Annotated in this window: 7 protein-coding genes; 6 read left to right on the top strand and 1 reads right to left on the bottom strand. The window is 41.5% G+C overall.

Features of this window, described 5'->3' with window-relative positions:
- Positions 1-48: 48 nt before the first annotated feature.
- Positions 49-1,458, bottom strand: coding sequence for a trimethylamine methyltransferase family protein (locus tag FYJ53_RS14105; protein WP_013379371.1), 1,410 nt, complete (start codon positions 1,456-1,458; stop codon positions 49-51).
- Between the two features lie 282 nt (positions 1,459-1,740).
- Here FYJ53_RS14105 and FYJ53_RS14100 point away from each other — a divergent pair, with 282 nt between their 5' ends.
- From FYJ53_RS14100 to FYJ53_RS14075, 6 genes are all read left to right on the top strand, one after another.
- On the top strand, positions 1,741-2,670 hold the full coding sequence (locus FYJ53_RS14100) for a DMT family transporter (RefSeq protein WP_148428723.1): 930 nt from the start codon (positions 1,741-1,743) through the stop codon (positions 2,668-2,670).
- Positions 2,671-2,799: 129 nt separating this feature from the next.
- Positions 2,800-3,468 (top strand): B12-binding domain-containing protein, encoded by a 669-nt coding sequence (locus tag FYJ53_RS14095; protein ID WP_013379374.1) that lies wholly within the window; start codon positions 2,800-2,802, stop codon positions 3,466-3,468.
- Entirely contained in the window at positions 3,461-4,165 is a 705-nt protein-coding gene (locus tag FYJ53_RS14090) for a GntR family transcriptional regulator (RefSeq protein ID WP_013379375.1), read from the top strand. Before FYJ53_RS14095 ends, FYJ53_RS14090 begins: the two co-directional genes overlap by 8 nt.
- A gap of 11 nt (positions 4,166-4,176) precedes the next feature.
- On the top strand, positions 4,177-4,875 hold the full coding sequence (locus tag FYJ53_RS14085; protein ID WP_154557385.1) for a GntR family transcriptional regulator: 699 nt from the start codon (positions 4,177-4,179) through the stop codon (positions 4,873-4,875).
- Between the two features lie 425 nt (positions 4,876-5,300).
- Positions 5,301-6,539: a site-specific integrase gene (locus FYJ53_RS14080; protein ID WP_148428719.1), complete on the top strand. Its 1,239-nt coding sequence runs from the start codon at positions 5,301-5,303 to the stop codon at positions 6,537-6,539.
- Between the two features lie 340 nt (positions 6,540-6,879).
- Positions 6,880-15,342 carry an InlB B-repeat-containing protein gene (locus FYJ53_RS14075; protein WP_148428717.1) on the top strand — a complete coding sequence of 2,821 codons (8,463 nt, stop codon included), beginning with the start codon at positions 6,880-6,882 and terminating at the stop codon, positions 15,340-15,342.
- The last annotated feature ends 67 nt before the right edge of the window (positions 15,343-15,409 follow it).

Here is a 15,409-nt window from a genome sequence, read left to right as displayed (position 1 = left end):
AACCAGTGGGAGCAGGGAGACCCCTTTTGCAGGGTCTCCTTAAAATGCTTAGTCTATATATTTTTCAAAGATTTCTTTCATTTTGACTTTTTTGTCTTCTGGAATTTCAGGCGCAACGTAAGAATCCATCCGTTTCTTTAACTGGTCGTCGATGCGCTGTGTGATATCCTTGTTTTCGATGACATATTCCTCGTAGGTGCTACGGACACCGAAATCCGGAAAGCTGTGTTCCTTGCGGTAGTTACGCAGCGTGTTTTTATGTTTGACATAGGTACCGTGCTGCCCAACCTCGGTGATCAGGTCAACGGTTTTATCAATATTCATATCCTTGGCCGGCTTAATATAAGCCTGAACATGCTTGATGATTTCTTCATCCAGAATAAATTTGCGGTAGTTGGCGCTGTTGAAGCTGTCGAGACTGCCCAGCATAAACATGGCGATATCCAGCTTAGCAGCAAAGGCGTTCATGATGGCAGTTGTCGATTCGAGGGCAGCCTGGACGTCGCAATTTTTGGCGTCGGTGCTGCCGGACGGCATATCAAAGGGCACTTCATAGTATCCGGCCATCTGGCGGGCCATGGCGCACATCTTAATGCTTTCAGAAGCGCCGGTACAGAGCTGAAGGGTACGCATGTCAGTAATGCAGGTATAGGTGGAATAAACCACTGGCAGGCCCGGATTGATGAGCTGGATCAATGTGAACATGGCCACGTTTTCTGCGTTGGTCAGAACCACGTTGTCGATGCCGGTAATCGGTCCGGTCAGGCCGGCTGCAGAGCAAGGGGTAACCTCCATGACCTGATTCTTTTCAGCCGCGTAGAACAAGCCGTCCAGGAGTTCTTCGTCAAAGCGGAGCGGAGAAATAGGAGACAGAGACGCGAACAGGGGATAGCCGCCTTCCTTTTCTGTGAGCAGGTGCATCATTTCCATGGTCATGTCAATGGTGTTGCGGTCAACAGAGCACAGGTTCATGGGTTTGTCCATGTGCAGGAAGTATTCATAGATGGCGGTGATAACGCCTTCCTTGTAGGTGCAGTTGTCTGTCGGGAATACGATCAGCTGCCCGCCGATATCGACACAGCTGCTGCTCTGAGACAGCTTGAAGAAATTGCGCATGTCATCAAAATTGACCTTGCGGCGTTTGAACTCTTCGTCAATGATAAAGGGAGAGGTAGCGTTCGGAGCGATGAGGGGACGGTCCGTTGCGCCGATGTTGACGGAGCGGTCTGGGTTGGCCGCATCCAGTATGAAGGATCTCGGAGCAAGCTTCATACAATCTTCAACAACCTTTGGTGGAATCTTGATGATATTGCCTTCAACTGTCGCGCCGTGTTTTTTAAAAATTTCATGGGCACGTTCGTCGCACATTTCAACGCCGCATTTTTCCAGCACATCCAGGGTAGCCTGATGGACGTCTTCGATCTGTTTTTTAGTCAAGGGTTCGTAAGTAAAATTCATTTTTCTTTCCTCCTAATTTTGTGCATATTGTGTTATACACTGTGCTTGTATTGTAATACGATCCTGAAGGCTTGTCAAGAAAAATCTTAAAAAAAATCTATTTACAAATAAAAAGCTAAGAAAACCTTTAAAACAGGTGGATTTAACCCATGAAAAACTTTTTGTTGTGATTGAAACTAAAAACGTGTTATAATAAATAAAATTTGAAAAAGCGGAATCAACCAAAAATATATTTTGAACATATAATATTATGCACAGAAGCTGTGCGGATAAGGTGAGGAAATGAAGCTTTTTAAAAACAGGAAACCAATGCTGGGGATTCTTTTGGGCTGTGCCGGCGCTGTTACTACTGGCATCTTCGGTATCTTTTTTAACTATTTTGATTTCATTGGTCTCAGTGAGAGCGGCAGGACGATTTTAACGCCCTTCTTTGTATTTGTATGTTTTTTTTCAGTGACACTGGCCAAGAATCCTAAAAGCCTGATCCTGAAAAATAAGCTTTTATACCTGACAACCATCTGCCTGAGCGGCGGGCTCTTGTACTCCACTTACAATTATACTTATGTAAAAGCCATCGAAAGCCTGCCCCTGGCCATCACCTCACTGTTTAATTTTTCCAACGCTGTGGTGCTGGTACTTCTGATGCGTTTGTTTTTTAAAGAAAAAATTACCGTTAAAAAGGTCATCTGCTGTCTGATCAGTCTGGTTGGAATCCTGTTTGTCCTTGAAATATTCTCAGGAGGAGACGGCAATATTACGACCATCGGTATTTTCTGGGGTGTCTCAGTGACGGTGAGCCTGGCTTTTGCCTATACTATCGACTATTTTCATATACAGAAAGAGATCCCCTTTTATGTGGTCCAGACCTACACCTGTCTGGGAGCCATAATCGTCTATTCCTTCAATTATTCGGTTTGGGATCTTTTTAAGGAGCTGAGCAGTATTACCATCCAGCACGGCGCTGTGCTGTGGCTTGTGCTGCTGCTGTACTTTGTCAATGTTGCCATTTCTTATGGCGCCACCACAGCGTCCTATAATTTCATTGACGCGTCTTATACCTCCATGACCTATGTTCTGGAGCCGACCGTCGCGGCCACTGCGGGGTTCCTTCTCTATGCGCAGAGGCTTTCAGCCGTTCAGATCATCGGGATGGTCATATCCGTCAGCGCCATTGTCTATATGCAGTATATTGAGAGCAAAGGCGAAGGGTAAAACAGGAAAATGATGCTGATAAAGGTGGGAGAAGGCTTTGCAGTGTCAATGAATTCTAAATTATGATATAATCAGTAAAAATAAAGAACAAGTTTGAGCATATAATTATGATATACAGGAGGCAAGCGAATGAACTTAACAGCATTGACCGAAAAAGTCGTAGAGCTGGAAGATGAAATGGTGACCCGCATTGTAGAGCGGGCGCTGGATCTTGGGGCTGCCCCTATGGAAATTGTCAATGCCGTCAACGACGGCCTGGACAAGGTGGGACTGCTTTACGAGCGCGGAGAATACAGCATCTCGGACCTGATGATGGCTGGCGTTATCTTTGAGGATATACTGAACATGGAGGGAATGCAGTTTCCGGCAAGCCAGCAGGAGGAGGTTTTTGCAGACACGATCCTTCTGGGAACCATTGAAGGCGATATCCATGATATCGGAAAGACGATCTTCCATTCTTTGGCCGTTTCAGTCGGTTTTAACGTCATCGATCTGGGAGTGGACGTGCCAGCCAAGCGTTTTGTGGAGGAGGCGAGGCGCTGCCACCCCAGCATTATTGGTATCAGCGCAGTTCTGACTAACACTGTGGGCGCCATTCAGCGGGCCATTGACCTGATTAAGAGTGATCCCGTAACAAAGGACATTACCACCATTATCGGCGGCGCTATGGTCAATATCGACATTGCAGCCATTTCCGGTGCCGATGCATTTGCCAAGACAGCCAAGGATGGCGTTACAGAGTGTATCCGTCTGAAAAAGCTGTTTAACGAAAAAAGACAGGATAAAAGCAATGAGTAATTCTAAATTCAAATACGAAGAAATCATTGAAAATATCAAGCATAAAATTTACACCAATGTTTATAAAGACAACGACCCTCTTCCCTCGGAGACATGCCTCTGCTCTGAATACGGCGCCAGCCGGATAACCGTCCGAAAAGCTATCTCAGTACTTCTATCAGAGGGGTATCTTTACTCCATTCAGGGGAAGGGTAACTACATCAAAAATGTCAAGAAAAATAAGTTTTCCATGCGTTACAGCTGTAAAACTATTTTTAACAATGGTTATGACGAAGCCAAGCTGATCTCATCCAGTCTGGTAACACCGGATGTTTACATGGTTTACAATCTGAACATCGCACCCAATGAAAGGGTTGTGGCCTTAAAATGGCTGATTTATGAGGATGGGCTGCCCATCGCCTATGACGAAAAATATCTGCCCTACTTTGCCGGGATCAATATTTCAGAGAAAAGTCTGAAATACAAAGATTTCTCAGAGCTGGTTAAAAACAAGATTTCTGTTTATGAGATGTACCAAGACCTTCGGATCAAAGGTGTCAATGCTGATGCGGATGTGGCCGAAAAGCTCAGGATTCCAGTGGGCAGTATCCTCATGCTCGTCGAGCTTAATGTCTATGACCAGAGCGGTTTGCCCTTTGGATGGGGCAAGCTTTATATCCTGCCGGATAAAACACGGTTTTTTGCCAAGACAGAGTAGGAGGGATCGTTGTGAAAGAATATGAAAACATCGTAGAGAACATAAAGAATAAGATCATCAATAATAAACTGGTCGCCGGGGATAAGCTACCCTCCATCAAGGAAATGACCAAAATCTATAACGTGAGCAGCATTACTGTGCGTAACAGCCTGTCCATCCTGTCTAATGAAGGTTATATCGAGACCCGGGAGCGTTCCGGCTGCTATGTTAAGGAGAGCGAAAACGATCTGTTCCATATGTTTTTTAATGAGATCACCAATATTAAGGAGACCATTCTGGACACCAAAATCCTGAGTATCTCTCAAATTTTTGACTTCAATGGCCTGGAGGAATTTGACAGCCAGAGCAGCGAGCAGATCCAGACCATTAAAATCCGCCGGACCTTCAATTCCTATCTGGACGCGCCGGTATCCTATGATATTAAATACCTTCTGCACCACTTCAGCGGTGACACTAAGAAAATGTTTTATTACGACAACCTGCGCCGGATCGACTATTTTCTGGAAAAGGAAATCAACAAGACTCTTGAAATCCGTATGATCCGTCCAACCCAGGACATCATAAACGCCTTGAGTATCTCTGAGAACACCCCGGTGTTTTATTTTAAGCAGAAATACTACGATAAATACGACCAATTGGTAGCCGTTGGCCAGACCTACACCATTGCGGACAGCATACAGGTAGTGGCCACGAGTCGGAATGGCGTATGAAGTGGAGGATGAAGTAATATAGAATTTTTGCTGAAAATTATGTATATAGTATTAAAATAATATTTTTAGTAAATAAGATAATATATAGCGGTATACGCCGAAACGACGTATACCGCTTTTTTTAGTTTTCTTAAAAAGTGCGTTCGAAAATAATGCATCAATTTGATTGTAGAAACTTGTGCAAAAAAGAAAAAACTCGTGAAATAGTACCATTTCAAGAGTGAAGTTTGTTCCAAATTTCGATAAGAAAACTATTAATCCTACCAGTTGGGGATATTATATCATCTTTGTAAAATAAATGCACGCACTTTTTTACGTGTAAAATAGAAAAAACACCATACAAATCCATTTCTTGCCCTTTGTTTTAGATATAATTGACAAAAGTATGGTCAAAATAATGGTCATACCAAGGGAGGAAAAACGATATGAAGAACTACCGTAAAAATGTAAGAAAAAGAGCGGATGGGCGTTATGAAGCGCGGTGTATTGTAGGTTATAACAATATTTATGGCAAGGCAGTCTATCGGTATTTATATGCAAAAACCTATCAGAAGGTAGTTGAAAAATTAGAATATTGTGAAAAAGAAAATTTTGAAGAAGTTGAACTGCAAAGAGTCTTAAGAAAAAACAGGAAGCGTAAAAATTCCAGTGGTGTCATAACTGAAAAATTTCAAGAAAAGGAAATTATAAACTCTGAGGAGTATTCTGCCTTTTTGCGGGAATGGCTGACGGACTGGCTTGAAAACAGCAAAAAAACAGAAATCAAGAAATCCTCTTATACACAATATAGCAGTGTTGTCTATAATCATCTGATTCCTACAATAGGTGACTATAGGCTGCAGGAAGTAACCAGTGACGTTATTCAAAACTATGTAAAAGCAAAATTAAGCCACCATCAAAAGGCGTTGTCAAGCACAACGGTCAGACGCCATATTTCTATTTTATCTTCTGCACTTAAACAAGCTGTGAAATTAGGGATTATCAAGGTCAATCCTTGTATAGATGTGTGTATTCCCGCAGCAAAGAAAAGGAAAATGGATGTTTTTAGCAAAGAAGAATATCAGAAGCTTGAGAAAACTTTGTACTGTGACCAAGACAAGGTAAAGGCGACAGCTGTTCTGTTGGCGTTAAAAACAGGCGTACGGTTTGGAGAATTAGCGGCTCTTCGGTGGTGTGATATTGATTTTGAGGAAAAAACAATGATGGTGCGCGACGCTGTTCATCGTGTGAACACATCAGAAGATGCTGGTGGTAAAAAAACGACAATGATTTTTGAAGGAACGAAATCCTATTATTCCGAAAGGAATATTCCAATGAATCATGAGATTTATACATTGCTAAAAGGCTATGAGGCAATCCTTTCGGTGAAAGGAGAGTTTGTTTTTTTAAGTAAAAAAGGATCATTTATTGATCCAAGAGTTTATCAAACCTATTTTGCAGATGTCTTAAAAAATGCAGGTATCAAGAAAAGGAATTTCCATATTTTAAGGCACACATTTGCCACAAGGGCCGCAAGTAAAAATATGCAGTTAGCTGTCCTGAGCAGGCTTTTGGGGCACTCCAATATTACTGTCACATTAAAGAGCTACATCCATCCGCTGACAGAACAGGATCGTATTGAAATGAATAAATTATCAGAGATTCCAATAGATAAAGAAAAATAAAATGGTCAAAAAAATGGTCGAAATCTATCAGGATGGTGTAAATAAAGGAGTTAGCGATTAAAACTCGTGAAATGGTACTATTTCACGAGTGAATTCAAGACTTCTTAGTTTACGCATCATTGTACTTTTATTCTGATATTCAGAGATGGCAACTCTAGAATATAAAACTTTTTGTAATCGCGGAGGATGGCCTATTCCTCCGCCCATTTCTCAACCCAAATCGTACATAGTGTACGATATTAAAATTAAATTTACGTTAAGGTAAAGAAAGAGGTGAAGCCTGCAACAAAAATGTGTGAAAGTATATGGGATTAGGGATTCAAACAGGAGGTAAAAGAAAGTGAGAAAGTCTAAATTAAAACAGACCATATCAATGCTGCTCGCAGTATTGATGGTATTCATGTCCATGAATTTCTCAGTGTTTGCGGAAGAATTAACCGCTCCGACCGACGAGACCAAAACACCTGCCGTCGAAGCGCCAGCTGAGGAGCCAGCAGAAGAACAGACACCAGCCGTCGAGGCGCCGGCACTGGTGGATGAGGAAACAGGGACAACAGAAGAAAATACAACAGACAATTCGTTACAAAAGGAGCAGTCGGCATTACTGCAGACACCAACAACAAATGGAGAAGTGATTGCAAAAATTGATGATCAGGATTATACAGATCAGGCAACATTTCTGACAGCATTTAACGCGCTTGCGGGAGTGCATACCGTTCAGCTATTGGCAGATGTTGATCTTGGTATAATCACGACGAATAATGCTCAAGGACATGCACAAGCCAATGATATTTTTTTAGTGAGACAAGATGCACAGATAATCCTTGATTTGAATGGTTGGGCGATTACTGGCGATCTTGCAAGCGGAAACAACTATAATGATGAAGAGATTATTGGCAATTTTGGTGTTTTGACGATTCAAGATAGTAGTGCGGATAAAACCGGTAAAATAGAAAACACTGCCGCAAATCCAAATATTTGTGTGCCAACAGTTTCTAATGAATTTAATGCGACACTGATCGTTGAGGGAGGAACTATCCAGTCAACAAAAGGTAACGCCATCACTAATTATGGAAAAACAACTATTTATAGCGGTACTATTAAAACAAACTCACCTGCTACTGGTGGTTGGGACAATGGCGCGGCAGCCATTCATAACCGAGGTAACCTTGCTATAGAGAAAAAGGACGGACTCTCTGAGCCTGAAATATCGACCAATCGAGGTTATCCTGTCTGGTGCGGTGATTCCAGAGGCATTGGTAATGCTCAGATCTCGGCCGGTAAATTTACAACCAATCATGATATGGACATAAAGATTCAGACCGGTCATTTTGACACTGTCGTTAATGTTACCGGCGGCACATGGGATAAAGATCCAACTGATTATGTCAGCAAACCTTATATTGTAAAAAAAGATTCCGGTGGAATATATACCGTTGTTAAGGGAGATGATGGAACAAAAGAGGCAGCTACTTATACAGAATTAAAAAGGATTTTATCAGATACAACAGACAATTGGGTAGAAATCCTTATCACGGACGATATCACCGTAACTGATGATTTGACGATTCCATTAAAAGCAAATGTTGAAATCCAACCGGGTAAAACGCTCAAGATCTCTAATGGAAAAAAGGTTGAATTGAGTGGTGAACTAATAAATAACGGAACTCTTGATATCAGCACTATAGACAGCGGCTGGATCAATAATATTGACCAGTTCAAAAATAACGGGCAGATTATCGGCCTTCCAACCCCCGAAAATAATGTTTATAAAATTTCGACTGTTAACCAGCTCCAGTTTTTACAGTATGTGATGGTAGCTGGAAACGGGCCCTTTACAGGAACCATTGAAATTCAAAACCCAATAGATGCGCAGGGGTACAAGTTCCGAGCATTGGGTGATAACACAAACGTTTTTTCAGGAACTTTTGATGGAAAAGAGAATGAAATCAAAAACATTACCGTCGACGCTTTCAATAATAGTGGCTCACTATTTAACCGCGTGACAGACGCGACTTTTCAGAATCTGAATCTGACAAACTGTGACATTTACACAAACGGTGGTTATCTTGGTCTGCTAGCTGGCAGCGCCAGTGGGACAACAATTGTAAAAGATTCAACATTAGGTGGGAAATTGTCTGCGGACAATACCTTCTTCGGGGGTGGACTTTTTGGTTCTATCACTCCAGGCGGTCTCTTCAATTTTGAAAATTGTGTAATGGACCTCGATATTACCGCGCCATATAATGTCGGAACTTTTTGGGGATCGACGGAAAATTCGTCTGTAGAAGTTACGATTGTCAATTGTAGCAATGCCGGCGACATCAATGCGACCGGTGGCTCCTATGGCACCATTGGTGGCTGGGGGCATGGTCTGCCCTTAAAAGTCACTGTTTTCGGTTATGATTATACAGGAACAGTAACCGAAAATGGTAAAGTGCAGGAAAACCCAAAATACTGTACAAAATCGGATAATGATCAGTTCATTGTAGCAGCTGCGAGAATTCAAAACTCAGACGGAAGCACTCAATATTATGGAAGCATTCAGGAAGCAGTGTCTAATGCTGCTAATGGAGATATTATTGAGATCGCGCCCGGCACATACAATTTAGAATCAACCTTAAAAGTTGAAAAACCATTAACCTTAAGAGGCATGGGGAGCGTTGTCATTATGCGTGATGATACCTGGAGTCCTGCTCAGGCGACAAGCGGTGAACAAGGTTCTCTTATAAACATTGACAGGGTCACAGGTCCAGTCGTGTTGGAAAACCTTACTGTACAGGACGCTCGAAATATTGATGGAGCCAGCGGACATGGCATCAACATTGTGCAGTCTGCTGACGTAACCATGAAGAACATCACCTCAAAGGGTAATGCCGCCGCAGGCGTAGTTGTCAACGGCTCTACCGTAACTGCCACAGGCCTGTATACCAGCGGAAATGGGTGGTATGGGGTTAATGTGGATCAAGGGAACGGTGTGACTGATGATACTCTGTTCACGTTAAAGGCACCCTATCGCTTTGGGGAAACTTATCAAATTGTATCCGATAAATATAATTCAAATGATAACATCGAGGTAAATCTGCCGGATGCGTTTGTACAAAGTGATTTGGAGAATGGATCCGTTTATTGGAATGATTTTTCAACAATGATCAAGAATCAAAATAAAAACAGAACCTACCCAACTATTCAGGCAGCCATTGATGATGCGAACCGGAACAATACGATTCTGATTCCGGCAGGAATCTATGCGGAAGACCTGAACATCGAACAATCCGTCACTCTGAAGAAAGCGGAAAATACAGAAGGTGATTGCGTTTTAGACGGAAATATTACAGTGGCTGAAGGTAAAAAAGTAACACTCAGTGACCTGAACGCGGGAACAAATGCTGCCGTTATGGTTAAAAAAGGTGCGAATTTAGCACTGGTTAACAGTGATGCCTTTGTTGAAAATCAACATATTACTGTCGAGAAACTCTTCGGTACAGAATATGATACCAGTGTCATTAAGCAAAATGACCAGGAGGTTGCAAAAGATAAACTCTCATTTGTTTATCTGGGTGAAGAAATAAGACCAGATATGAACCTTTTCAGAGCAGATGAAGTATCTTATACGGTTAAAACGCCAGCCCAATTCTACTGGTTATCGCAGCAGATTAATAAAGGAAGCATTGATACTTCAAAAGTAACGATTAAATTAGGCAACGATCTTGATTTCCATAATGACGAATGGTTACCCGTAGGGGTAGAAGATCATGAGTACAAAGGAAATTTTGATGGACAGGGAAAGACCATTTCCAATTTATATATTAATAGGCCAGGTGAAAATTACCTTGGACTGTTTGGAACGGCCAATAATAACAACGCATTAAGAAATATAACATTTGACAAAGTGGAGATTATTGGAAAGAGCTTATACAATGGTGGACCAGGTGGTCTTTATGGAGGTAATTACGCTGGTGCCCTTGTTGGTAGATTGTTAACTGGCATGGTAGATAGTGTTTCTGTTAAAAGCTTTTCCTATAATTCTGATAGAGATACAGCAGCTGGTAACTTTATTGGTGGTGTCATTGGATCTGCTGAAAGTATTAATCTGTCCAACAGTAGTGTCAATACTGGTGTGTTTATGACAAGTGGTGATAATGTTGGTGGTGTTATCGGCTTTATCGAGTCAAATGCCAATGTTACAGATTGTCATGGGAATAATATTGACATAGCAGAGAACTGCACCGGTGATGCTGGCGGTGTTATCGGTACAGCAACAAACGGAAACGTAAAAGTTTATAATTGTAGCGTTAAAAATAGTACCATTAGAATTTCAACGCCGATCTATGTAGACCCAGACTACACTTACCGAGGTGAACTTATTGGCGAGATGCGTTCTGGTATTCTTTATCTGTATAATTGCACCTCTGAAAATACAACGGCAATCAACGTAAAAATTCCAAATGATGAAAGTCAGCTTGTAGGCGGCGACCAAACAAAAATTAAAATCCTGACTGTCTACAATGAAAACACTGATACACCATACGCAACCATTCAGGAAGCAATAAACGCAGCTAATTCTGGTGATACGATTACCATTGGCGCTGGCATCTATGATGAAGCTATTAATTTAAATAAAGCTGTGAACCTTGTTGGGCCAAATGCGGATATTAACCCGAATGGAGATAATGATCTGCCCTCCAGCAGAGGCGAAGAAGCAATCTTGACAGGTGGTATCAATATCACCTGTCAAGATAAGGACAGTAGTGAGTCAATCAGTATTAAAGGATTAAAATTTACAAAAAGCGGCATCTATTCAGTTGGTTGGGGGAATAACCCTAATTTGAATAGTATCACGATTGAAAACAATGTGTTTGAAAATATCGCGAATGAGTTAAATAATAGTAAAAAAAATGTATCAGCTATTCACTTTAATTTAGCGGATAATCAACCAGTTCAGAATTGCACCATCAAAAACAATCGTATTTCTGGTGTTGCCAATGGTGACTCCAGCGGGATTAATGTTTTTACGGTCAGTGGAACAACAACCATTACTGGTAATTACATTGAAAATACCAATCATAGCGCATTGCAAATTCCGGGCACAGCCGCAGGGGATGTAATGATTACCGGTAATACCTTTAAAGACTGGGATCAGGATGTAGCGAACGGCGGACGCGCCATGCGTTTTGGCAAGTTTGCAAAGGTCGACTCAATGACTGTTACAAACAATAAGATGATTCGAGACTTAGAGCCTGGTGAAGATAAAGATCAAATGGCAAAATTTGACACAATACCATATGAAGGGTCACTTGACTTTAGCTTAAACTACTGGAATGGCAAGCTGCCAGTGACAACCTATGGTAAAGCAGAAGACAGCTCTGTCATTGTCATATCAGAAGGTAATGCAAAAATCGATGCATTGCCATATTACGCTGACGAAGAAATGAAGAGACCTTTAGTACCGGTTGAAGTAAAGGACAGTACAGGGAATTTAAAAGGAAATTACTTAACGATCCCTGAAGCTGTTGCTGACGCAGAAACTAAAGATCATATTGTAATTTCCGAGGGTATCCAGACGTTATCAAGCAGTATCACCATTCCAAGTGGAAAAGACCTGACATTTGAAGGGACAGTATCCGACAGTGGCGCATTACTGACAACACTGCAGAGAAGCGCTGACGATGGTAATAACATCATTTTTTCAGCAGCACAAGAAAATGTTCAAACAACGGTTAAAAACCTGAACTTTGTCACAACAAAAGAAGGAGCATCCACTTTCTATTCAGACAAAAAATCAGCAGAATTAACCATTGAAGGCTGTAGCTTTAATCCGGCCGAGGGCATAAATTACGGTGGAAATATTGTAATGGGTGCTGGCGTTGAAAATACAGGCAAACTGAGCTTTGTTAACAATAAGGTAAACTTCAGCTTCCGAAATGGTATTAACGCAGCAGGAAACAATAGTGTTATTACCGGGAATGAATTTGTATATACCAGTGACAGAATTAATGATAGTAACAGAACCTCTGTCCTTTCACTGGTAGCTGATGATAAGAGTGGAATTATTACTATTACAGACAATATTTTTAAAAACGCGAACCGCGCTATCGCAGTAGATAATTCAAAGATGCTAAGCGGGAATAATGTAACCATCAAAGATAACCAGTTCATTGACGTGCGTTATGGATTTGAATTAAGCTCTACGGTCAACAAAGGCTGCGGCGTATATGATTTATCCAAAAACTACTACGCTAGAACACAACCAGATGGCTCAGAAATAGCCGCTCCGATGTTAATTGAGGACGCCGATATTTCTGAAGGAACACATTTTGATGGATCAAGAGATTACAAAGGCGATCAGGTCAACGTTTATCCATATTACGTTGATAAGGAAATGACAAAAACTTACGCGCCGGTAGAAGTACAGCATAAAGATGAAGGCGCAAAAACCGAATACTTCGGCACCATTGCCAAAGCATATGAAGCGGCACATGCAGGCGATACTATCGTCATCAACAGAGCTGCCAATGGAAGCGACGCGGTCATTGATGAAGCGGTCGATATGAACACAAAAGATGCGGACCTGAAACTCATGGGCAGCACAACCTTTAACGGTACTTTTGCGGGATCAACCCGAGCCAGCCTGATCTTACAGAATGGGACAACCGCGACCTTCACAAATACAGCGCAAAATGCGATTCAGTACTTTACCTCGGTTGATGTCGAAAACTTCAATGCAGAGGCTCCGACACAAATTGTTGCGCCAACAGTTAACACCTCACAAAACTCCTTCATCGCCAAAGGCGGCCTGATGGACTATGTCAAAGGTGATCCGAACAGTACATGGACCTACGGCAGCCCAAGCGACCGTTTTAACGGAGGTGATGGAACAGCCGAAAAACCATGGCAGATTAATACGCCGGAACAGCTGAAGCTTGTTCAAAGTACAGATACTACCGGCAAATACTTTAAACTGACCAATGATATCACAGTAAATGACTGGACACCACTGGCAAAATTTGAAGGTAACTTCAATGGTAATGGCTATTCAATTACTGGCAATAACGTGAACTTTATTGATGAATTAGCTAAAAGTGCTAAAGTCGAAAAACTTCGGTTTGAAGGCTTTACCAATTTAGTGAATACCAATAATGGCACCGTTGAAAACTGTTATACCGTTGGAGAAAAAACCACCGCGATTGTCAATATTATGGACAAAAATGGAAAACTGACCGACAGCTTTACAGCTGGAACAAAAGCGGTACAGACTAATGAAGCGCAAGGCACAATATTACGTGTCTACTATTGCGGTGAAACAGGCGGTATCGGCACAGCCATGACCAAAGCGGACATGCAGAAAGCACGCTTTGCTAATACGCTGAACAGTGAAAAAGAAGGTGTGTGGGATTATAACGCAGATATTGAAAGCCCATCGGCATATCCGTTTGTGATGAAGGATGACAAGACAACAACGATTCAGAAATTAGGTGAAGTTAAAGTTATCTGTGATTCAAGTATTGGTAAAGTATCAATAGTACAACCAGACGATGGAATCTATGCAAAAGATACCATCACCTTAAAAGCTGAAATCACAAATTCAGATTATGATTTCTTGTCTTGGACAAATGTAAGCGGCGAAATTATTGGAACAAATAGGACCTGTGATTATACGGTGCGCACAAAAGATGATGTTGGAACATTTACAGCAAACTTTACACGCAAACCAACAATTACAGTAAGTGCATTGAATTTCAATGCAAGTGCAGGAAGTATTAGCGTAAATGGCATCGAAAATTCAAATGCTGTGAATGCTGAGATCAATGTTGGTACTATGGCAAGATTAAAGGCAACACCAAAGGCTGGCTATAAATTTGTTAAATGGACGACTCTCCAGGACATGAACACCGCGGTTTCAGTTGAAGATACGTTTACGATTTATGCCGGAACCAGCAATTTACAATATCTCGCGCATTTTGAAGAAATTCAGGCTGATAAAGTAACAGTAAGTTTCAAAAACTCTGTAACAGGTGCGATCATTGGACAACCCCAGACCATTGATAAAAATGGTGAAGTGGCTGTACCAGAAGCGCCAGTCTATTTGGATAGAGACTTTGTCGGTTGGTATGACGGCAATATAAAAGCAAATGTTGTGAATGGCAAGATTCAAAATGTCCAAAAGGATACAACCTATGAAGCCCGTTATACACAAAAACAAATACAGTATACTGTGACCGTCACTAAAGGGAAAATTGACGGTGAAGAAGAAACAAACGTGAAAAAAGATGCTAATAGCCGCGTAACAGTTATTGCAAATACGCCGGAACAAGGCAAGCAATTTGCCGGATGGAAATATACAAACGGTGATTCCATTATCAGTTACAACGCAACTTATACTTTTACGCTAAAAGCAGATACATCAATTGAAGCAACTTATTCAGAACTTCCAGTAGAAAAGCAACCAACGGTTTCTATTGATCCGAACCCTGTTCAAATTGATCAGAGTGAAGGCCTGTATAAGCTACGCTTTATTGTAAGGTCAGAAGTTCCAGATGATGGTGGTTACACGCCAATTAAATGTGGGATTGTGGCAAAAAAAGCAGATGTAGCAAACCCAGAAGAATTAGCCTTAGGTGCAGCTGATGTAATCGTAGGTGGAAAAACAAATATCGGAAATCAATATACCTACACAGTAAACTTGGGAAATTTGGCGGTTAGTACGACTGTTTCCGCGAGAGGATACTTGACTTATATGAAGAATGGTGAGACATATACTATCTACACCGACATGGTCAAGGGAACTGTAGTAGCGAATTAAAACATAAACGCCATGGCAGAGGGCTTTATACTCTGCTATAAAAAACTTAAGTGGAGGTGAAAAATTT

The organism is Eubacterium sp. BL-380-WT-2B (assembly GCF_009696115.1).
Lineage (GTDB): Bacteria > Bacillota > Clostridia > Eubacteriales > Eubacteriaceae > Eubacterium > Eubacterium callanderi.
This window is presented reverse-complemented; position numbering and strand designations above follow the sequence as displayed.